19 protein-coding genes, 1 tRNA gene and 1 other RNA gene are annotated in these 19489 nt (G+C 61.4%); 13 read left to right on the top strand and 8 right to left on the bottom strand.

The window, feature by feature from the left end:
* Positions 1–8 precede the first annotated feature (8 nt).
* From DXY16_RS07455 to DXY16_RS07445, 3 genes are read right to left on the bottom strand one after another with little or no spacing between them, the layout of a single operon-like run.
* Positions 9–1355: an FAD-binding oxidoreductase gene (locus DXY16_RS07455; protein WP_115120621.1), complete on the bottom strand. Its 1347-nt coding sequence runs from the start codon at positions 1353–1355 to the stop codon at positions 9–11.
* Between the two features lie 11 nt (positions 1356–1366).
* A complete protein-coding gene (locus DXY16_RS07450) occupies positions 1367–2650 on the bottom strand; it encodes an amidohydrolase family protein (RefSeq protein ID WP_115120620.1) in 1284 nt (427 codons plus the stop codon).
* Positions 2647–3036 carry a DUF4359 domain-containing protein gene (locus DXY16_RS07445; protein ID WP_244281603.1) on the bottom strand — a complete coding sequence of 130 codons (390 nt, stop codon included), beginning with the start codon at positions 3034–3036 and terminating at the stop codon, positions 2647–2649. Before DXY16_RS07445 ends, DXY16_RS07450 begins: the two co-directional genes overlap by 4 nt.
* Positions 3037–3118: 82 nt before the next feature.
* Here DXY16_RS07445 and DXY16_RS07440 point away from each other — a divergent pair.
* A tRNA-His gene (locus DXY16_RS07440) sits at positions 3119–3191 on the top strand.
* 21 nt (positions 3192–3212) lie between these two features.
* Here DXY16_RS07440 and DXY16_RS07435 read toward each other — a convergent pair.
* A complete protein-coding gene (locus DXY16_RS07435; protein ID WP_115120618.1) occupies positions 3213–4277 on the bottom strand; it encodes a DUF1611 domain-containing protein in 1065 nt (354 codons plus the stop codon).
* The gene (locus DXY16_RS07430) at positions 4277–5359 is read right to left on the bottom strand and encodes a dipeptide epimerase (protein WP_115120617.1); all 1083 of its coding nucleotides are present in this window, start codon (positions 5357–5359) and stop codon (positions 4277–4279) included. Before DXY16_RS07430 ends, DXY16_RS07435 begins: the two co-directional genes overlap by 1 nt.
* Positions 5360–5541: 182 nt before the next feature.
* Here DXY16_RS07430 and miaB point away from each other — a divergent pair, with 182 nt between their 5' ends.
* The 5 genes from miaB (at position 5542) to ftsZ (ending at position 10460) form a co-directional block, all read left to right on the top strand.
* Positions 5542–6852: a tRNA (N6-isopentenyl adenosine(37)-C2)-methylthiotransferase MiaB gene (gene miaB, locus DXY16_RS07425; RefSeq protein WP_244281628.1), complete on the top strand. Its 1311-nt coding sequence runs from the start codon at positions 5542–5544 to the stop codon at positions 6850–6852.
* A 39-nt stretch (positions 6853–6891) separates the two neighbouring features.
* Complete coding sequence (locus DXY16_RS07420; protein ID WP_115120615.1) at positions 6892–7953, top strand: D-alanine--D-alanine ligase family protein; 1062 nt, start codon at positions 6892–6894, stop codon at positions 7951–7953.
* 34 nt (positions 7954–7987) lie between these two features.
* On the top strand, positions 7988–8398 hold the full coding sequence (locus DXY16_RS07415) for a hypothetical protein (RefSeq protein ID WP_115020031.1): 411 nt from the start codon (positions 7988–7990) through the stop codon (positions 8396–8398).
* Positions 8395–9228 (top strand): cell division protein FtsQ/DivIB, encoded by an 834-nt coding sequence (locus DXY16_RS07410; protein ID WP_115120614.1) that lies wholly within the window; start codon positions 8395–8397, stop codon positions 9226–9228. Before DXY16_RS07415 ends, DXY16_RS07410 begins: the two co-directional genes overlap by 4 nt.
* A 74-nt stretch (positions 9229–9302) precedes the next feature.
* Entirely contained in the window at positions 9303–10460 is a 1158-nt protein-coding gene (gene ftsZ, locus DXY16_RS07405) for a cell division protein FtsZ (protein WP_115120613.1), read from the top strand.
* A gap of 86 nt (positions 10461–10546) precedes the next feature.
* On the opposite strand, the gene ffs is transcribed toward ftsZ, so the two are convergent.
* An RNA gene (gene ffs, locus DXY16_RS07400) (signal recognition particle sRNA small type) lies at positions 10547–10643 on the bottom strand.
* A gap of 43 nt (positions 10644–10686) precedes the next feature.
* Between ffs and panB the strand changes: the two genes are divergently transcribed.
* Positions 10687–11505 (top strand): 3-methyl-2-oxobutanoate hydroxymethyltransferase, encoded by an 819-nt coding sequence (panB, locus tag DXY16_RS07395; RefSeq protein WP_115120612.1) that lies wholly within the window; start codon positions 10687–10689, stop codon positions 11503–11505.
* Here the strand turns inward: panB and hemW are convergent.
* Entirely contained in the window at positions 11426–12670 is a 1245-nt protein-coding gene (hemW, locus tag DXY16_RS07390; protein ID WP_115120939.1) for a radical SAM family heme chaperone HemW, read from the bottom strand. The genes panB and hemW overlap by 80 nt on opposite strands.
* Before the next feature lie 70 nt (positions 12671–12740).
* Here hemW and DXY16_RS07385 point away from each other — a divergent pair, with 70 nt between their 5' ends.
* From DXY16_RS07385 to cbiB, 6 genes are all read left to right on the top strand, one after another.
* Positions 12741–13910: a PIN/TRAM domain-containing protein gene (locus DXY16_RS07385; protein WP_115120611.1), complete on the top strand. Its 1170-nt coding sequence runs from the start codon at positions 12741–12743 to the stop codon at positions 13908–13910.
* A gap of 30 nt (positions 13911–13940) precedes the next feature.
* Positions 13941–14606, top strand: coding sequence for an ATP-dependent Clp protease proteolytic subunit (locus tag DXY16_RS07380; RefSeq protein WP_115120610.1), 666 nt, complete (start codon positions 13941–13943; stop codon positions 14604–14606).
* A 64-nt stretch (positions 14607–14670) separates the two neighbouring features.
* Complete coding sequence (locus DXY16_RS07375; protein ID WP_115020025.1) at positions 14671–15273, top strand: ATP-dependent Clp protease proteolytic subunit; 603 nt, start codon at positions 14671–14673, stop codon at positions 15271–15273.
* Between the two features lie 198 nt (positions 15274–15471).
* The gene (ilvC, locus tag DXY16_RS07370) at positions 15472–16467 is read left to right on the top strand and encodes a ketol-acid reductoisomerase (RefSeq protein ID WP_115020024.1); all 996 of its coding nucleotides are present in this window, start codon (positions 15472–15474) and stop codon (positions 16465–16467) included.
* A 156-nt stretch (positions 16468–16623) separates the two neighbouring features.
* Positions 16624–17682: a hypothetical protein gene (locus DXY16_RS07365; protein WP_244281602.1), complete on the top strand. Its 1059-nt coding sequence runs from the start codon at positions 16624–16626 to the stop codon at positions 17680–17682.
* Positions 17679–18722: an adenosylcobinamide-phosphate synthase CbiB gene (gene cbiB, locus DXY16_RS07360; RefSeq protein ID WP_115120609.1), complete on the top strand. Its 1044-nt coding sequence runs from the start codon at positions 17679–17681 to the stop codon at positions 18720–18722. The genes DXY16_RS07365 and cbiB overlap by 4 nt, the downstream gene beginning before the upstream one ends.
* On the opposite strand, the gene DXY16_RS07355 is transcribed toward cbiB, so the two are convergent.
* Positions 18716–19474: a sugar transferase gene (locus DXY16_RS07355; protein ID WP_115120937.1), complete on the bottom strand. Its 759-nt coding sequence runs from the start codon at positions 19472–19474 to the stop codon at positions 18716–18718. The genes cbiB and DXY16_RS07355 overlap by 7 nt on opposite strands.
* Positions 19475–19489: the final 15 nt, after the last annotated feature.

Raw genomic sequence — 19489 nt, 5'->3', positions numbered from 1 at the left:
GCCCCGGCTCAGCCCACCCATCCCTTGAGCTTGCCTGGGTTAAGGAGGCCGCTGGGATCATGGCGACCTTTGGCCGCCACCTGATCACCATCGACAATCCCCAAGCCGCCGTCTTCAACGGTGATGACATGGGGATTGAAGACCACAGCACCAAGCTCCCGGCAGGCGTTGATCAAACGGTCTAGATCCTCCTCTCCACGCCAACGCACCAGAGGCAGACCCGCCAATCGAGACGTACCGGCTTGACGGACCCCCTCTAGGTGCCAGAGCAGGTGATCACCCCAACGGGCCGACAAGGCATCCATCGCCACCGATTCTGGCTGGGGCAGCAACATCTGCAGATAGGTCCAACTCGGGTCCTGCTGACGCATGTGCAGGGTGGTGTGGTTCCAACTCAGCTCCCGTAGGCCGTTGCCGCGATGTGCCTCCTCCTCACCGAGGCAACAAAAGCGAGCCCCGTAGGCCTGCGCCAGACACTGCAACGTGCTCACCCCATCAGGACTCACCAGCATCAGCAGACGATGCCCCCCCTGCGGCACACCAGTCCAGGGGGGAAGAGCATCCACAATCGCCTGATCCAGCACTGTGCACAGGTGCAAATCAACAGCCGCCTGCTGACAGCGCAGAGCCAACGCCACCGCGTCACCCCAGTCGTCGACATCAATGCACACCTCCTGCCAAGCCACCCGCGGAGCTGTCGTCAGGGTCAGTGCCGTGATAATTCCATTGGTGCCATAGGCGTGGTTCAGCGCCTCAGCATCAGCGGCATTGAGATGGAGGATGCGAGGTTCTGCCTCCATCGTCACCACTTCAAGGCCCAGCAGGTGGCCTGGATCGCGCAGGAATCCCCAGCGCACCGAGCCGATCCCCCCAGACCCGCCGGCGATGAACCCGCCGACGCTGGCACTGCGCCACGTACTGGGCATCAGCCTCAGTTGACGACCATGGGGTGCCAGTTCACGGTCGAGATCTTTGAGTAAACAACCGCTCTCCACTTCCACCACACCGGAGTGGTGATCGATCCTGCGTAGCGCCCGCAGCTCGGTCATCAGCATCACAACGCCTCCATCGAGTGGAACGCACTGTCCGTAATTACCTGTTCCCGATCCGCGCAGAGTGAGCGGAACTCCGGCCTGGAAACAGGCTCCGGCCACAGCGGCGACAGCGGCGACCGAATGGGGACGAACGACCAGCTGGGCCCGACAACCGTGGAAACGCTTCACCAGAACCGGCGAATAATCGTGAGCATCACGGGAGTAACGCTCTAGATCCGACGGCAAGGTAAGCAGCTCCAGCTCTTCCACCACCGTCAACGCCTCCCGGACCGCCAGAAGCGCCTGAGAGGAGCAATCCATGATCCAAACGTTTAGGGACGTTCAGTGTGGAGGATTTGAGCACTGCCGGAGGAGGGCAGCGGCACACCAGCCACGACCAATTCACGCGCGGGCGGCTGCGCCAGAGCCTCAACCCATGAAGCCGCCTTGAGGATCAGCAGATCCGCAGGGGCTCCCACTCGCAACGTGCCATCCCAGGACAATGCAAGCACCCGAGCCGCTTCCGTGGTGAAGGGCATCAAGCCCAACCTTTCCCACGGCGCCAGCTGGGCTAGCGGCAACACCTGCGCCATCAAAGCCAAAGGATCGAAATTGCCGCCTGGGAACCAAGGATCTTGAACGTTGTCTGCCCCCACAGCCACCCTCACACCGCCGCGCTGCAGCTGCCGAATCGGTGCTTGTGGACGCACAAGCGGAGACTTCCCCTCACGACGCCCCAACAGCCAGGCATTGGTGATTGGCAGCGCGATCACCTGTAGGCGGTGATGGGCCATCCGTGCGATCAGGCGCTGCAGCCGACGATCAGGCAGTAAAGACAGGCTGCTGGCATGGCTGCAGGTGATCGGCACCTGGACGGGAGCCTGATCGAGCGCCCGCAACAACTGAATCAGACCTTCAGCAGGCCCCGTCTGGGATTCGTCGATGTGCAGATCAATTCCACAGCCCAATTGATCGGCCAGCCGCAGCAACTGAACCAATGCCTTACGAATGGCACCACCGGAACAGGGAGGAACGAGGACACCCCCCAGCAGTCCACCGGCAGCAGACACGCGCCGCGCCAGGGCCTGTCCATCCGCTGTGGACCAATGCTCAATCGGCCCCAAAGCCACCAGCTGCAAGCTGATCCGCTCTCGCCAGCAACGCTGAGCATCCAGCAAGGCCTCCCAGCTGCAAGCAGCACCTGGGCCAACACTGTCCACATGGCTACGGATCGCGCGCAAGCCCTGTCGAAAGGCCAGGGCGAGGGCACGCTCCGCACGCTCTCGCACCTGCACCTGAGTACGTGCGTGATGCTCGTGCAAATTGGCTTCTAAGGCACCGGAGTAAGTACCGCCTAGGTTCGGCGCCTGGCTCCAGCTAAAAGCCTTGTCGAGATGGGCGTGGGGCTCGACCAACCTGGGCAGAAGGAGGCGTTGCGGCACAGGATGGTTCCCCTCCACCGGACTGATGCCGTGGAGGGCACCATTGCGCCAGCTGAGCGCTACTGCCACGAGACCATCCACACCGGCAGGCGGAAGCGGAGCCTGTCCGTCTTGGAGTTCAATCAACCCACGGGGGGCCCAGCCCAGCACCTGGCCCGAAGCAACAGTGCTCACTTCAGATCAGCCTGCTCCGATCGTGAGTTCACCGTGAGGAAATGCCCCGCCACCCCCACCGTGGTGACCTGGTAACGCGGAAGCCGCAAGGCAGGCAGCAACTTCTGCCCGCCCACTTCAGTGGTGAAAACGCTCAACAAACCGAGGTTGAGGCGCGTGGTGAATTGCCCTGAAAGCGCCGCCAGACTGGACTGCTGGCTAGCAATCAACCCCGGACAATCCTTGACCCACAACTGCATCAAGATGGGCATGCCGTTTTGGCCGCAGATCTCTTCTGTCGCCAACTCCACCAGCTCCTCGCCGGCATGGGTCTGATAGTCCTCCATGGTCGGATTCGTCACCAGCAAAGCAACGCCCGATCCAAGCAAGGCCAATCCCAGCGTCAACCGACCGGTCAACCATTGGCCTGAGCTTGAGAAAGCCGTACGCAGGGGACTGGAGGCGAGTTGGTAGATTCTGGTCGACGCGGCGGGCGTCGCCAAGTGGTTAAGGCAGCGGCTTGTGGCGCCGCTATTCGGGGGTTCGAATCCCCTCGCTCGCCCTTTTCATTCGAGATCCTGCGTCAAAACTGGATTCTCAATGCTTTCAGCAGTGTTTCTGCGCCATGGCGAATCGGATCCACGCAGGGAAGATTCAATTCATTTTCCGTTGCGGTTAACCACCTGTTGGCATCGTCATCGTCGAGATGCGCAGTGTTCAGCGCCACGGCCCGCACCTTGACGGCAGGGCTCGCTCCAGCAGGCCGTGCGATCGCAGCCAAAGCTTCGTAGAGCTGAACCAGCTCTGAGAGCGGCGGCAAAGGCACCTGCGGTAGGCGAGAAATCGTGGCCTGTGCAGCCCGATGCACCAACAGCAACCCAGTGGGCTGACTGCCCCGCAGCAGCGGCAGGGTGGCGGTGGATCCGGGATGGCAGAGAGATCCCTGCCCTTCCACCAGCAGCATGTCGTCGGAGGTCAGCCCCTCAGCTTCTGCAATCACAGCTGACTCAACCGCACCGGCGGCGTAATCCACCCGCACAGCATCAAGGGCCACACCCCGTCCACTGATCAGGATGCCGGCCTGACCGGTGCCGACAAAACGACAACTGACGCCCTCACGCTTGGCCGCATCACGAACGGCGAGGCAAGCGCTCATCTTGCCCACTGCCATGTCGGTGCCCACAGCCAAGATCCTCTGACAGGGCAGAGACGCAGCCCGAGCCTGGGCCACCGTCAGATCGACAGGCTCCTGACGAAGATCCCAGATCCAACGTCCGTCCTGACAAGCAGCATTAAAAACCGGATCATCTCCAAGGCGCGTGTGCAAACCACTTGCCAGAGAAAGACCAGACTGCAGCGCCGCCAGAGCATCCCGACGTAATGGCTCCGGCAGTTGACCGCCCGAGGGAGCAAGCCCCACCACGGCAACCTCCGGGCCAAAGGCCATGGCCTCGCCAAGGTCGGCCACGACAGGCACAGACCGAGCAATACCCGTGATCGCTTCAAGATTTGAGCCGGCGTAGTCAGGATCGATCACTGCAACGATCGGGCCATGCCGATGACGCAGCATCGCTAAACCGGTTTTTCCAGTGAGAGAGCCGAGACCTCCGTGCTGAAGCAGCACGACCCGATCGTCAGGGCGAAGCATCAGCCGTCCTCCCGGAAACCGATCCCTAGCCCAGCCCCCTCAGGAGCCCATTGCTCATCACCGTCCATCGGCAACCCCCAGAAGGGATCATCAACAAGATTGAGGTGACTATCCAGATCAGGCCAGCGAATCAGCGGCAACAACTGGGCGGCAGCACCATTCAGCAGACAGCTATCTGAATAGCAACCCACCATCAGATCAAGATCGAGCCGACGCGCCAGCTGCGCCATCAAAAGCGCCTCACTCAGACCACCTGTCTTCAGCAGTTTCAGATTGACCCCATCGACATGGGGGGCCAACCGCAGCAGGTCGATCAAAGTCCAGCAGCTCTCATCCGCCACCAAGGGCAAAGGGCAATCGGGCTTCAGGGCCGCGAAAGATGCTGTATCCCGGTCTGCATCACTCGCCGCGGCCAACGGCTGCTCCAGCAAGACCACCCCCAGCCGCATTAGGTCTGGGATCATCCGTCTGGCCTGATCCAGCGTCCAACCTCCATTGGCATCCACCTGCAGCTCAAGCGGCAGCTGTTGTTGTTGCTGATGGCCGTTGAGAGCCTGGGCCACGGCCTCAAGCAGCTGACGGTCATGGTCGAGCCCATCCGGACTGCCCAACTTGAGCTTGATACGTCTCGCCGGCAGCTGCCCCCACCAGCGATCAAGCCGGGCAAGCACCTGCTCCACACTGCCAAGCCCGAGGGTGACGCTGGTGGCCACGCGCCGAGAGCCATCCAGACCCCATAACCGCCAAAGCGGTTCGCCCAAACGCTGCCCCCTCCAATCCCACAGCGCCAGATCAATGGCGCAACGCGCCGGGGGGGACAGAGCCGCGAGCAGAGCATCGAACCTGAGCCGATTCAAAGGATCAAGCCCATCAAGACGTGGCAGGAGCTGCTGCAACTCCGCCTCAATCGCATCCGTTCCGTAACTGCGATGGCCCGTGTCCAGTCCACCGGCCTCGCCCCGGCCGGTGACACCTTCAGCGCTGAGGGACACCTCGAGATGATCCACAACAGAGGTGGTGCCTCGACTGATGGCCAGGGGCACCGCCTTGGTTAAAGAAAACCGCCGCAGGCTCCAGCCCATACCGCTACCGCAACGATTCTCAAACTGACACAGACCCGTCGTGACCGACACTGATCTGAGCTCTCCATCACCGGTCTCCCACACCGCTGACAGCCTTGGTCGTTTCCGCTTCACCCACCACAGCAACGCCTGCATCTCGCCACGAACGCGGCAGCTACTGGATCACCACCTTTGGCTGCCAGATGAACAAGGCGGATTCCGAGCGGATGGCGGGGATCTTGCAAACCATGGGCTACAGCGAGGCCCAAGCCGAGCTCGATGCCGACCTCGTGCTCTACAACACCTGCACAATCCGCGACAACGCGGAACAAAAGGTGTACAGCTATTTGGGCCGCCAGGCCCAGCGCAAACGAGAGAATCCCAACCTCACTCTGATCGTGGCCGGTTGCGTCGCCCAGCAGGAAGGTGAATCCCTGCTGCGCCGAGTACCCGAACTCGACCTGGTGATGGGTCCGCAGCATGCCAACCGTTTGGAAACGTTGCTCACCCAGGTGGAAACGGGCCAACAAGTGGTCGCCACCGAAGAGCATCACATCCTTGAAGATCTCACCACCGCCCGTCGCGACAGTGACATCTGTGCCTGGGTCAATGTGATCTACGGCTGCAACGAACGCTGTACGTATTGCGTGGTGCCCTCGGTACGGGGCAAAGAGCAATCCCGGCATCCAGAGGCCATCAAGCTGGAGATGGAAGGCCTTGCAGCGCAGGGTTTTAAGGAAATCACCCTGCTAGGCCAGAACATTGATGCCTATGGGCGGGATCTACCTGGCATCACCGCGGAGGGCCGGCGCCAGCACACGCTCACCGACCTGCTCCATCACGTTCATGACGTCAGGGGAATCGAACGCATCCGCTTCGCCACCAGCCACCCGCGTTACTTCACCGAACGGCTGATTGATGCTTGCGCCGATCTTCCCAAGCTGTGCGAGCACTTCCATATCCCCTTCCAGAGCGGCGATAACGATGTCTTGCGAGCCATGGCCCGGGGCTACACGATTGAGCGCTACCGGCGGATCATCGATCGGATCAAGGTGCGCATGCCCGATGCGGCACTTAGCGCCGACGTCATCGTGGCGTTCCCTGGTGAAACCGAGGTTCAGTTTCGCCGCACCCTCCACTTAATTGAAGAGATCGGATTCGACCAGGTGAACACTGCTGCTTATTCCCCGCGGCCGAATACGCCAGCAGCCGACTGGGACAACCAGCTTCCGGAAGAGGTGAAAGTGGAACGCCTCAGGGAAATTAATGCCCTAGTCGAGCGTTGCGCCCGTGACCGCAACGCTCGTTATGCAGGCCGCCGCGAAGAAGTGCTTGCCGAAGGGATCAACCCAAAGGATCCGTCCCAACTGATGGGACGGACGCGGACCAACCGACTCACCTTCTTCAGTTCCGAGGCGAGCAATGGTCACCGCTTCAAGCCAGGTGATCTCGTAACGGTGCGGATCGATGCAGTGCGCTCGTTCTCCCTGAGTGGCATCCCGGTGAACCACTGATACCTTTGGCGCTCATGCCTGGCCGCCGGCCTGCCCTTGATGACAACTCCCCCCGTTCGCATCGGCCTTGTGTTCGGCGGTGCGTCCGGAGAGCATGCCGTGTCGATCCGTTCTGCCGCCACGGTGATCGCCGCACTCGAACAGGGGCAGAACAAAGAGCGATTCAGCGTCACAGCCTTCTACATCGACAGGGATGGCCGCTGGTGGCCTGAAGACATTGCCCGTCCCGTGCTGGCCACAGGTCTGCCAGCTGAAACAGACCAACTGCCCACGCCCCTGCCCGCCCCTGGACTGCACAAGCTTCCGGGGGGAGCCGATGCTGTGGATGTCTGGTACCCGGTGCTGCATGGACCCAATGGTGAAGACGGCACCGTGCAGGGATTGTTCACGCTGATGGGGAAACCATTTGTGGGAGCAGGGGTCCTCGGCTCTGCCGTGGCGATGGACAAACTGGCCATGAAGGCCGCCTTTGATGCCGCCGGACTCAAGCAAGTGCCCTATGTGGGTCTGAATGCCTCCGATCTTCACCAGAACGATCGCCGTCAGGCCTTGGTGCAACGAATCGAACAGGAACTCGGCTACCCCTGCTTCGTCAAACCGGCGAATCTTGGCTCCTCCGTTGGCATCAGCAAGGCAAGAGACCGTGACCAACTCCTCGAGGGCCTTGAACAAGCTGCACAGCTTGATCCCCGCATCGTTGTCGAGCAAGGCGTGAATGCCAGGGAGCTGGAATGTGCCGTTTTAGGAAAACGCCAGCTCAAAGCCTCGGTTGTGGGCGAGATCCGTTTCGATGCCGATTGGTATGACTACACAACCAAATACAGCGATGGGCTGAGCCACACCCTGATCCCGGCTCCGATTGAGCCAACCCTTCAAGAGCAAGTGCAGACGATGGCCCTTGATGCCTGTCGGGCGTTATGCGTTGAGGGCATGGCACGGGTTGATTTCTTCTACGACGACAGCACCGACTGCCTCTGGATCAACGAGATCAACACCTTGCCTGGCTTCACCTCCTTGAGCATGTATCCGATGCTCTGGGAAGCCAGTGGCATCCAGCTGGAGCAACTGGTGGCACAGTTGGTCGACAGCGCGCGAGAATGAGGGGCCCTACAGCAGGCTTGCTCCGACACGATTCATGCTTCACGGTCTGCTCTGGTTCCCACTCCTGCTGGTATTTGTTTTGCTGGCATCTCTGGGATGGCTGGAACGGCGGCGTCAGAACCTCTTCTTGGCCTGGTCAGAAGGATCTGAATTAGCAAAACTGGATGGGTGCTGTGCGGCCTGCGTGAAGGATGGCCAACTCACCTGGAGCCGCTTTTCCGCAGGCAAATTTGAACAGCAGGGACGGTTCGAGATCAAAAGCCTTGAGGTCGTCGAACTAATGGCCCTTGCATCTGGAGAAGCACCGCTAGCGAATGAATCCCAAGGACGCTGTCGGCTGAGACTGATCGGCGGTGGAGCCCAGATGGATGTTCCCTTCTCCGATGCCGATCGAGCCCGTCGTTGGATTGACCAGTTGATGAGCACTGCTCGCTGCGATCTGTGAGCGGCGATAGCTCCTCCAACTCCCCCCTGCCTCCTGGCGTTGAGAGGCGCCGCAGGCTGCGTCAGGAGCGCAGGCGAGAACGATGGATTCAATGCTGGCGGCTCACGTTCCTGGCTTCAGCAGCCACCGGGTTGGGCTGGGTCCTGCTCACCCATGGCTGGACCCTCCGTCATCAAGACCAAGTGCAGGTGAGCGGCAGCCAGCGCCTGGGCCGTGACGCAGTGATCGAAGCGGCGGCTCTCAGCTTTCCCCTGCCTCTGCTGAGCCTGCGTCCTGGTGAGGTGGAGGCTGAGCTACTCAAGAAACTGCCGGTCCAGGCCGTTGCGGTGGAACGACGGCTGCTGCCACCTGGGTTGACGGTTGAACTCGAGGATCGTCGTCCGCTGGCAGCAGCCACCCGTCAAGGCGAGAAAGGCCTGCTCCGCGGCATGGTCGATCGGCGTGGACAGTGGATGGCACGCACCGCGTCAGACCACGGCGAAGAGCCCGAAACCACGATTGAAGTGAGGGGCTGGACACCGGCGCAACGGGGCTCGGTGGCCCGATTACTGGAACAGAGGGATCAGCTCGGCAGCCCCCTTGAGAGCATCGAGATCGGAGCAGACGGCTCCCTCAGCCTGCGCACAGCCGCCCTTGGCCTGGTGCAACTGGGCAACGATCCTCGCCTCCTCGAGCAGCAGTTGATCACGCTGAGCCAGCTGAGCCGCAGCCTGCCGCCGGAGCTCCGCCGTCAGGCCGGGAGCAGCATCGACTTGAGTGACCCTCGTCAACCAGAACTGCAGCTACCTGCCCAAGCGAAGCCCGCCAAGGCAAAAACAAGCGAACCCTGACGCTGTGTTGCGGATTTAGCTCGAATCCACAAGGCTGACCAGATTTAAAGGCGGATGCCGTCCGCAACGACATAATGCATCCACAGCTCAACGGCCAAGCCTCAACGATGGAGATGATGCCCCACCACCAATCAGAGGGTCCTGAGACCAGTGGCATCCTTCCCAGTCAATCGGCGCGTATCGAGGTGATCGGGGTCGGAGGGGGTGGCAGCAACGCTGTAAACCGAATGATCCAAAGCGATCTAGAAGGAGTCGGATACAGCGTTCTCAACACCGACGCCCAAGCGTTACTTCAATCGGCCTCGCAAAACCGCGTGCAACTCGGTCAGACCCTCACCCGCGGTCTTGGCGCCGGTGGCAATCCCAGCATCGGCCAGAAAGCCGCTGAGGAATCACGTGCTGACCTTCAGCAAGCTCTACAGGGAACCGATCTGGTGTTCATCGCCGCCGGGATGGGCGGCGGCACCGGGACCGGTGCCGCACCAGTGGTCGCAGAAGTGGCCAAGGAAAGCGGAGCTCTCACCGTAGGCATCGTCACCAAACCCTTCAGCTTTGAGGGTCGCCGACGCATGCGTCAGGCCGATGAGGGCATTGCCAGGCTGGCTGAGCATGTCGACACCTTGATTGTGATCCCCAACGATCGACTGCGTGACGCCATCGGCAGTGCTCCGCTTCAGGAAGCCTTCCGCAGCGCCGATGATGTGTTGCGCATGGGCGTGAAGGGCATCAGCGACATCATTACCTGCCCCGGCCTTGTGAATGTGGACTTCGCCGATGTGCGCTCGGTGATGACAGAAGCCGGCACGGCTCTGCTCGGCATCGGTGTGGGATCCGGCCGTTCCCGCGCCATCGAAGCGGCCCAAAGCGCGATCAACAGCCCCCTGCTCGAGGCGGCCCAAATCGATGGGGCCAAGGGCTGTGTGATCAATATCAGCGGCGGCAGAGACATGACCCTCGAGGACATGACGTCTGCGTCCGAAGTGATTTACGACGTCGTGGACCCCGAGGCCAACATCATTGTCGGAGCGGTGGTTGATGAACGTCTCGAGGGCGAAATCCACGTCACCGTGATCGCGACAGGCTTCGAAAACGGCCAGCCCTATCGCAATGAGCGCGCCAAAAGTCGGCCAAGCGCCATGTCGTTCGCCGCACCAGACCCAACAGAATCCGGTGCCCGCATTCCCGAATTTCTGCGTCAGCGTCAGATGCGTTCCGATTCAGGCGAAGGCTGATCCTTCTTCTGATCAATCATCAAGAAGGCCCTGTCGATCACAGGGCTTTTTTGATGCACTGATGAAACCACTGGGTCCAGAAAAATGGTGACCCGGAGTCCACGCCTGCCCAGAGCATCCCGTGTGGCTGCTCCCTTCCGGTCCTGACCAGGTTTGGGCGTCTGGACCGCATGGGTCCGAGTCCTCGTAATGCTAGCAATGGACCTCCGCAGGCCTGGAGAGGCGGATGCGCCCTGGTGATCTCAGCCGCTTCAAGCAGTCCGGTCGTGCGATCACCGTGCTCACCGCCTGGGACAGCCTCTCCGCGTCTCTAGTGCAAGAAGCTGGAGCCGATGTGGTGCTGGTGGGAGATTCGCTTGCCATGGTCGTTTTAGGCCATGCCACCACCCTTCCAGTGACCCTGGAGCAGATGTTGCTGCATAGCCAAGCGGTGTGCCGCGGCTTGATGGGCCCAATCAGTGAACAGCCGCTGGTGGTCGTCGATCTCCCGTTCCTCAGCTACCAGTGCGGTGCCGATCGAGCCGTGGCGGCCGCTGGCACGTTGCTGAAACAGTCAGGAGCCGCGGCCGTGAAGCTGGAAGGAGCAGAGCCAGAGGTGCTCACCGTGATCGACCGGCTCGTGCGAATGGGCATTCCAGTGATGGGGCATCTAGGCCTCACTCCACAGGCCGTGCATCGTCTCGGCTACCGCCGCCAGGCCCAGGACCCCAACAGCCAAGACAAACTCAAACGACAGGCCCTTGCCCTGGAAGCGGCTGGCTGCTGCTCCTTGGTCTTGGAGCACATCCCTACAAACCTTGCCTCTGAACTGCAACAACTGCTTTCCATTGCCGTGATCGGCATCGGAGCCGGGGACGGCTGTGATGGCCAGGTTCGGGTCACAGCTGATCTTCTGGGCCTCACCGCCAAGCAGCCCCCGTTCAGCCCGGCCCTGATCCCAGGCCGACAGCTGTGCTTAGAGGCTCTCAGGGGCTGGGTGAGCGAACAACGTCAGCAGGCAGCGACTCCCACCAGCACATCAGCTCCACAAGCACCTGGTTGCTGAGGGCCATCCCCTCGGGGTCGCTCAGACGCCAACGCCCCCCCTCCTGCAGCAGCAATCGCTGCTGCAGGGCCTTGGTCCAACGACGCTCGAGAGCCGGGAGATAGCGATTGCAACTGCGCTCATCCCAGCCACAGGCTCGGGCCTGATCGAGCAGGTGAACCCCCTCATGACGACGGAGACCCACCAGCAGACGGTCATCCAGGGGCAGTGCTGCGGCTGACTGCCGATGCAGGGAGGGATGCACCGCTTGATGCTGATCCGTCAGCCACAAGCCGTAAGCCTCCCGAGTCCTGGGGCGAGCAAGCCGCTCTCCCCAGGGGGCACTCGTGGCACCGAGACCAAACCCCCACCAACCCGCACCGCTCCAGTAGACGCGGTTGTGACGGGAAGCATGGCCAGGCCTGGCGTAGTTCGAGATTTCGTAGCGACAGAAGCCAGCACGGCGGAGCCGCTGACTGGTGCTGGCCATCAGATCAGCCGCCAAATCGTCATCGGGCAGTGGCAGCTCACCGCGTTGTTGCCGCCAGGCAAACACCGTGCCTGGCTCGACCTGCAGGTCGTAAATCGACAAGTGGGGAGCCGCAACCGCCAGGGCCTGCTCAAGTTGTTCGCACCACCCCTCGAGGGTTTGGTTCGGCAGGTTACGGATCAAATCCAGACTCCAGCTGCGCAGCTCTCCTTCGTGACAAGCCTGCGCCAGCCAGCGACAGCACTGCATCAAGGCATCGGAGCGGTGACGACGGCCGAGGGTCTCGAGCACACCATCATCGAAACTTTGGCCACCGAGACTGACCCGATTGATGCCGGCAGCGATCAAGGCCTGAAGATCATGCTGATCAAAGCTGGCTGGATCCATCTCCAGGGTGATCTCCGCTCCGGCCTGAACGCCAAACTGCCGACACAACCGGTTGAGCAAGGCATGGATCTGCTCAGGCGTCAGAAGCGACGGAGTTCCCCCGCCGATATAAACGGTGGCCAGCGGAGGGCCTTTTGGGGAAAGGGCGATCTCAGCATGCAACTGTTCCAGGTAAGAATCGATTGAGGCACTGCCGGGACCTCCTCCCCCTCCGGCCTTATCCCCCAGGGGCACGACAGCGAAATCGCAATAGAAACAGCGCCGATGGCAGAAGGGGATATGCACATAAGCGGTGCGCGGTGCGGACATCTGCCCAGGCCATCCGTCGGAAGATGGTGCATGCTGCCTGCAGATGGACTGAGCCGCCACTAACCGAACCATGGTTGAACTGCTCATCCTGATTCTGTTCGTGATCTCCGGTGCGGCTACCGGATGGATGGGAGTTCATCTGCTGCCGCAGGAGCTCTTGGCTGCGGGCACCGATGTGGAGCTGGTGCGATGGGGCCTCACCTCTGGTGGTGCCGTGATCGGTCTTGTCGCCGGGCTGGTGTTCCGTCGCTTGCGGCTACAGCTCATGCGCCAAGTGCGCACGATGCCCACCGACCTGCTGGTGAGTCGTGCCGTTGGCCTGATCCTTGGGCTACTTGTGGCCAACCTGCTGCTGGCACCAGTGCTCTTGCTGCCCTTAGCGGGCAGCTCCGCCCTTGTGAAGCCTTTGGTGGCTGTGATCAGCAACGTTTTCTTTGGGGTTCTGGGGTACAACCTTGCCGAGGTGCATGGCCGCACCCTGCTGCGGTTGTTCAATCCCACCTCCACCGAAGCACTCCTGGTGGCCGACGGCGTCCTCACGCCGGCAACCGCCAAAATTCTCGACACGAGCGTGATCATCGACGGCCGCATCCGCGGCATGCTCGCCTGTGGCCTACTGGAAGGGCAGGTGATTGTGGCCGAGACCGTGATCGATGAAATGCAGAAGCTGGCCGACTCCACGAACCTGGAAAAACGGGCCAAGGGACGCCGCGGTCTCAAGCTGCTCACAGAATTGCGCGAGAGCTACGGCAGACGGCTGGTGATCAACACCACCCGTTACGACGGTGCTGGCACCGACGACCGGTTGCTCCAGCTCACCGAAGACACGGGCGGCACTCTGGTGACAGCGGACTTCAACCTGTCCCAGGTGGCCCAGGTGAAGGACTTGAAGGTGATGAACCTGAGCGAACTGGTGATCGCTCTGCGACCGGAGGTGCAGCCCGGCGATGAACTGAAGCTCAAAATCGTGCGCGAAGGCAAAGAAGAAAGCCAAGGGGTGGGCTATTTGGAAGACGGCACGATGGTGGTTGTCGACGATGCTCGAGCACTGATTGGCAGCCGCCACCCCGTGGTGGTCACTGGAGCTCTGCAAACCCCGACCGGCCGCATGGTTTTTGCCCGTCTGGATGAGGGCACATCGGCGAAAACAGCAAAATCGGGCAAACCCTCCCGCAGCGGAAAGGGCAAATCGTCCAAACCGAACAATCCGAACGAGCGCGACACCGCAGGCCCCCGCTAGGCTCCCACCACGCCAGGGGACGCGCCACGAATGACCACCTCAGCTCCTTACTACGGAGACTCCACGGTGTTGCGGACGCCACCTCCGGACTTGCCGTCGCTGATGCTCAAGGAACGGATCGTCTACCTCGGTCTGCCACTGTTCTCTGATGACAACACCAAGCGTCAGCTCGGACTGGATGTCACCGAACTGATCATCGCCCAGCTTCTCTATCTCGAGTTCGACAACCCCGAGAAGCCGATTTACTTCTATATCAACTCCACGGGCACCAGCTGGTACTCCGGCGACGCGATCGGCTTTGAAACCGAAGCCTTCGCCATCTGCGACACCCTCCGCTACGTCAAGCCCCCGGTGCATACCATCTGCATTGGCCAAGCCATGGGCACCGCCGCGGTGATCCTCTCTGCCGGCACCAAAGGCCAACGGGCTGCGCTGCCCCATTCCTCGATCGTGCTGCACCAGCCCAGGAGCGGTGCGCGCGGCCAGGCCACAGACATCCAGATCCGTGCCAAGGAAGTGCTTCAGAACAAGCGTTCGATGCTGGAAATCCTGTCGAACAACACGGGGCGAAGCATTGAACAGCTGGCCCAGGATTCCGATCGGATGAGCTATCTCACTCCCGAACAAGCCGTTGAATTCGGCCTGATCGATCGTGTGCTCAGCAGCCGCAAGGAGTTGCCTAGCCCAACGGTCTGACCCGCAGCCCACCCCTCAGCAGCCTCAACCTCTTCCGCTTCCTTTCAACCCACCCAACGGACCCATGCCGATCGGTACCCCCAGCGTCCCCTACCGCCTGCCCGGCAGCCAGATGGAGCGCTGGGTCGACATCTACACCCGCCTCGGCGTCGAACGCATCCTCTTCCTTGGCCAGGAGGTGAATGACGGCATCGCCAACAGCCTGGTTGCCCAGATGCTCTACCTCGACTCCGAAGACAGCAGCAAGCCGATCTATCTCTACATCAACTCTCCAGGCGGATCGGTGACCGCCGGCCTGGCGATTTACGACACCATGCAATACGTCAAAAGTGACGTGGTAACGATCTGCGTTGGCCTCGCGGCCTCCATGGGCGCATTCCTGCTGGGTGCAGGCACCAAAGGCAAACGCCTGGCATTGCCCCATAGCCGGATCATGATCCACCAACCCCTGGGAGGAACAGCGCAGCGCCAGGCAAGCGATATCGAGATCGAAGCCCGCGAAATCCTTCGAATGAAAGAAATGCTGAACCGCTCGATGGCCGACATGACAGGCCAGAGCTTCGAGAAGATCGAAAAGGACACCGATCGCGACTACTTCCTCAGCGCGGAAGAAGCGAAAAACTACGGCCTGATCGATCGCGTCATCGCCCATCCCAACGACGCCTGATTCCCACCCACTGACAGGCGTCGACCGAGGCATCATTGGCTGGGGATTGGACCAAGCGGTCCACAGCCTTGGCCAGAGAAAAAAACCTGGTGAAAGCACTCATCACAATCAAGACCGCAGTGATGAACGGTTGAGGCTGAGGCGAACGCCGCCGCTTGCGTAAGCTCGAGCGTTACTCCGCTCAACGATCCAGCCCGGATGGCCCAGCTCTTCTACGACTCCGACGCCGATCTCGGTCTGCTCAACGGCAAGACCGTGGCGATCATCGGCTATGGCTCCCAGGGCCATGCCCACGCCCTGAACCTGAAAGACAGCGGCGTCAACGTCGTGGTGGGCCTCTACGAAGGCAGCCGCTCAGCCGACAAGGCCAAGGCTGATGGCCTCGAGGTGTTGAGCGTGGCCGATGCCTGCGCCAAGGCCGACTGGATCATGGTGCTGCTGCCCGATGAATTCCAGAAGGACGTCTACGACAAAGAGATCGCCCCACATCTGAGCGCCGGCAAGGTGCTGAGCTTTGCCCACGGCTTCAACATCCGCTTCGAGCTGATCAAGCCTCCTGCAGATGTCGATGTGGTGATGATCGCCCCCAAGGGCCCCGGTCACACAGTGCGTTGGGAATACCAGAATGGCCAGGGTGTGCCCGCCCTGTTTGCGATCGAGCAGGACGCCTCCGGCAATGCCCGTGGTCTTGCCATGGCCTACGCCAAGGGGATCGGCGGCACCCGTGCTGGCATCCTGGAAACCAACTTTAAGGAAGAAACCGAGACCGACCTGTTCGGCGAGCAGGCCGTGCTCTGCGGAGGTCTCTCCGAACTGGTGAAGGCCGGCTTCGAGACCCTGGTGGAAGCCGGTTATCAGCCCGAGCTGGCCTACTTCGAGTGCATGCACGAAGTGAAGCTGATCGTGGACCTGATGGTGAAGGGTGGCCTCACCGCCATGCGCGACTCCATCTCCAACACCGCTGAATACGGTGACTACGTCAGTGGCCCTCGTCTGATCACGGCCGACACCAAAGAGGAGATGAAGCGCGTTCTGGCCGATATCCAGAACGGCACCTTTGCTCGCAACTTCGTTGCAGAGTGCGCGGCTGGCAAGCCTGAGATGAAGAAGATCCGGGATCGCGATGCCCAACATCCGATCGAGAAGGTGGGCAAAGGCCTGCGTTCAATGTTCAGCTGGCTCAAAGCAGACTGATTGAACGAGTGATCTCTCCAGGGGTGGAGCCTGAGGCCCCACCCCTGGATCTGTCGAGGCAGCGCGCGCCCGATTCGAGCTTTTGCATCCGATGCACCGGGGCTCGAGAACAGGCAAGGTGAAAGAGCAAGCAATCACCCCACACTCCCTGCGGCGATGGCAGATCGATTGCGTCCAACGCCCATGTTGCTCCAGGCCTCAGCCCAGGCCGGAGTCAATCTCACACTGGCGGCAACGGTCTGGATGGTGAGCGGACTGACCGCCTCTCCTCTCCTCAACAGCCTGCTACCTGCCCTGGGGGCCCTGCCTCTGCTGCTGCAGCTCAAGCGTCATTCCCGCGGTTATGGCCTTCAGCTTCTGGCGGTGTTGGCCTTGATCGGGATCAGCCTGGCCATGAAGCCCATGGCCAGCCAGCCCTCCCTCCTGCTGCTGGGCAGCTATCTAGCAGTGCTGCTGTTTGCTCTTGGCCAAGAAATCTCGATCCTGCCGCTGCAGCGGCACTTGATCAGCCACGCCGGAGGCTCGATGCAACGGTTGCGCAGTGGTCAGGAGATCGGTGCCCTGATCGGCAATCTGCTCGCAGCGATGCTGTTTCCTGCGCTCCGCCAGTTCCTCCCAGCTCTGATCCTGCTGCTACCTCTGGCCGTTGTGGCCGCACGAAGAGACACCTCTGACAGACCATCACCAGGCACCGGTACGGCTGCAATCACGCTGCCCTGGAGCCGCTCCTGCGCACTGCAAGGCATGGTGATGGGTGGTCTGTTTGCCCTTCTGGCTCTCTGGGTGCGTGAGGTGGATGGAGGCAAATGCTTCGATTTCGCCATGGTGCTGGCGGCCTATGGACTGGGTCGTGCTCTCGTCCGCTGGACGCCAAGCATGCACCGGTCTCTGCGCTATCTACTGATCTGTGCACTGCTTGTCTTGAGCCAGTGGAGTGTGCCGGCCTGGTTGGCTGTGATGCTGTTCATCCCGATTGGGGCCATGGCCGCTGCAAGTGATGCCGCCCTCGTCGATCAGCTCACACCACTTGGGGATGCCCCCCTGCGCTGGCAGGTGCTGGTGCGCTCCGGTGCCGTGGGCGGTCTGGTCGGCAGTATCGGCCTCGGCTTGATCTGCCAGCTGATGTCTCTGGATGTGGCCCTGCCTCTCGTCGCAGCGGGCTTCATCCTGCTAGCCATAACCCAGGCGCGAGCAACGGCATCGCTGCAGCCATGATGCTGTCCTCAGCTGCCTTGGCAGCCGAAGCCATCCTGGTGGCAGCTCTGATCGATCGCTGCATCGGCGATCCGCTCGGATGGCCCCATCCCGTGATGGTCATGGGTTGGTGGATCTCCCAGATGCGCCAGCGAGCGGAAGCCTGGGCCGGAGACAACCCGAAGCAGCTAAAACTCTCCGGCCTGGTGATCACCGTGTCAATGGTGGGTGTGAGCGGGCTTAGCGGTTGGCTCCTGGAACAACTGAGCTTGGGTCGTTGGCTCGGCCATCTCGATTGGGTGGCCATCTCGGCGATGACGCTAACGGTGATCGGACTGGCCAGTGCCCTCGCCGGGCGCAGCCTGGAGCAAGCCGTTCTGGCGGTCCTCACTGCCCTCGAGCACGATGACCTCGCCAAAGCCCGTACTCGCCTCCAATGGATCGTGGGCCGAGACACCAGCAAGCTGGAAGCCAACGAAATGCTGCGTGCGGCAGCCGAAACAGCAGCCGAAAATGCCGTCGACGGTCTGTTTGCACCGTTGTTCTGGATGGTGATGGGATTGATGGTCTGGCTCATCAACGATGCGTGGCCAGGTCCTTTGGCCCTGGCCTGGGCCTTCAAGGCCGCCAGCACCCTGGATTCCATGCTGGGATACCGCCGAGAACGTCTGCGCTGGCTAGGAAGTGCCGGCGCCCGCCTGGACGACCTGATGGTGTGGGTACCGTGCCGGCTTGTGATGCTGAGCCTGCCCCTCACCACACGCTCCTGGAGGCAATGGTGGGACCTCGTGACCGCCGCCGAACGGGACGGGAAGCCAGACCCATCTCCCAATGCAGGCAGGGCCGAAGCGATCTACGCCCACTGCGCCGGACTGTGCCTTGGTGGACGCAACCGTTACCAAGACCACTGGGTGAACAAACCCTTGCTGGCAGAAGGCTTCCCCGATGCCGATGCTGCTGGGGTACGACGAATCCTGAACTTCAGCATGCGGCTGGAAGGGTTATGGCTGCTGGTTCCCCTTGGCATTGGCCTGTTAAGCGCTGGACTGTGGCCTCAATAGGCACCGCGATCCATTGGCAACAGAAGCACCCCGAAGGTCCGGAGGATGATGGCGAAATCGAGCAGGAAAGAGCGGCCGCGGGCATAGGCCACATCGAGGCGCACCCGCTTGGCATAGCTGAGGTTATTGCGCCCGCTCACCTGCCACAGCCCTGTGAGACCAGGCCGAACAGCCAACACTTCCTGCATGTAAGGGCCATAACGCTCGATCTCCTTGTCGACGATGGGACGTGGACCGACCACACTCATCTCACCCAGAAGCACATTGAGGAACTGGGGCAGTTCATCCAAGCTCGAACGGCGTAAGAAACGACCGATCCTGGTGATCCGAGGATCTTGGCGCAGCTTGAAATCCCTTTCAAATTCAGCCCGCATCTCGGCTGATTCAGCCAGCACGCTGGCGAGCACGCGATCGGCATCCGAACGCATGGTTCGGAACTTGATGCATCCGAAATGGCGATAACCACGGCCCACCCGGCGCTGCACATAGAAGACCGGACCTGGTGAACTCACCTTCACGAGCAAGGCCAGGGCAAGAAAGAGCGGCGAGCCAAGAATGAGCATGCTCAGAGCGAACAGCACGTCACCGGTGCGCTTGAGGCTGCGACCTGTGGTGCTCTGGCGACGGACGAGAGCCCTGGCAGTGAGGGTCGAAGGAGGTGCTGCAAGCAGAGCGAGATGACGACGGCTGGCCCTTCGCTTCAGGGACGCACCACGGCCAGGAAACACAATGCGACGCGGGGCATTGGCCATCCTGTCTCCCATGCG

The sequence above is a fragment of the Synechococcus sp. UW105 genome (genome assembly GCF_900473935.1).
GTDB lineage: Bacteria > Cyanobacteriota > Cyanobacteriia > PCC-6307 > Cyanobiaceae > Synechococcus_C.
The sequence above is the reverse complement of the archived record's forward strand: the minus strand, read 5'-3'. Positions and strand labels throughout refer to the sequence as shown.

Bases quoted from the DNA above. Each gene is read 5' to 3' on its own strand.
- DXY16_RS07455 (WP_115120621.1), bottom strand. From the start codon at position 1,355: ATGGATTGCTCCTCTCAGGCGCTTCTGGCGGTCCGGGAGGCGTTGACG.
- DXY16_RS07435 (WP_115120618.1), bottom strand. From the start codon at position 4,277: ATGCTTCGCCCTGACGATCGGGTCGTGCTGCTTCAGCACGGAGGTCTC.
- DXY16_RS07430 (WP_115120617.1), bottom strand. From the start codon at position 5,359: ATGGGCTGGAGCCTGCGGCGGTTTTCTTTAACCAAGGCGGTGCCCCTG.
- miaB (WP_244281628.1), top strand. From the start codon at position 5,542: ATGAACAAGGCGGATTCCGAGCGGATGGCGGGGATCTTGCAAACCATG.
- DXY16_RS07420 (WP_115120615.1), top strand. From the start codon at position 6,892: ATGACAACTCCCCCCGTTCGCATCGGCCTTGTGTTCGGCGGTGCGTCC.
- DXY16_RS07415 (WP_115020031.1), top strand. From the start codon at position 7,988: ATGCTTCACGGTCTGCTCTGGTTCCCACTCCTGCTGGTATTTGTTTTG.
- ftsZ (WP_115120613.1), top strand. From the start codon at position 9,303: ATGCATCCACAGCTCAACGGCCAAGCCTCAACGATGGAGATGATGCCC.
- panB (WP_115120612.1), top strand. From the start codon at position 10,687: ATGCGCCCTGGTGATCTCAGCCGCTTCAAGCAGTCCGGTCGTGCGATC.
- hemW (WP_115120939.1), bottom strand. From the start codon at position 12,670: ATGTCCGCACCGCGCACCGCTTATGTGCATATCCCCTTCTGCCATCGG.
- DXY16_RS07385 (WP_115120611.1), top strand. From the start codon at position 12,741: ATGGTTGAACTGCTCATCCTGATTCTGTTCGTGATCTCCGGTGCGGCT.
- DXY16_RS07380 (WP_115120610.1), top strand. From the start codon at position 13,941: ATGACCACCTCAGCTCCTTACTACGGAGACTCCACGGTGTTGCGGACG.
- DXY16_RS07375 (WP_115020025.1), top strand. From the start codon at position 14,671: ATGCCGATCGGTACCCCCAGCGTCCCCTACCGCCTGCCCGGCAGCCAG.
- ilvC (WP_115020024.1), top strand. From the start codon at position 15,472: ATGGCCCAGCTCTTCTACGACTCCGACGCCGATCTCGGTCTGCTCAAC.
- DXY16_RS07365 (WP_244281602.1), top strand. From the start codon at position 16,624: ATGGCAGATCGATTGCGTCCAACGCCCATGTTGCTCCAGGCCTCAGCC.
- cbiB (WP_115120609.1), top strand. From the start codon at position 17,679: ATGATGCTGTCCTCAGCTGCCTTGGCAGCCGAAGCCATCCTGGTGGCA.
- DXY16_RS07355 (WP_115120937.1), bottom strand. From the start codon at position 19,474: ATGGCCAATGCCCCGCGTCGCATTGTGTTTCCTGGCCGTGGTGCGTCC.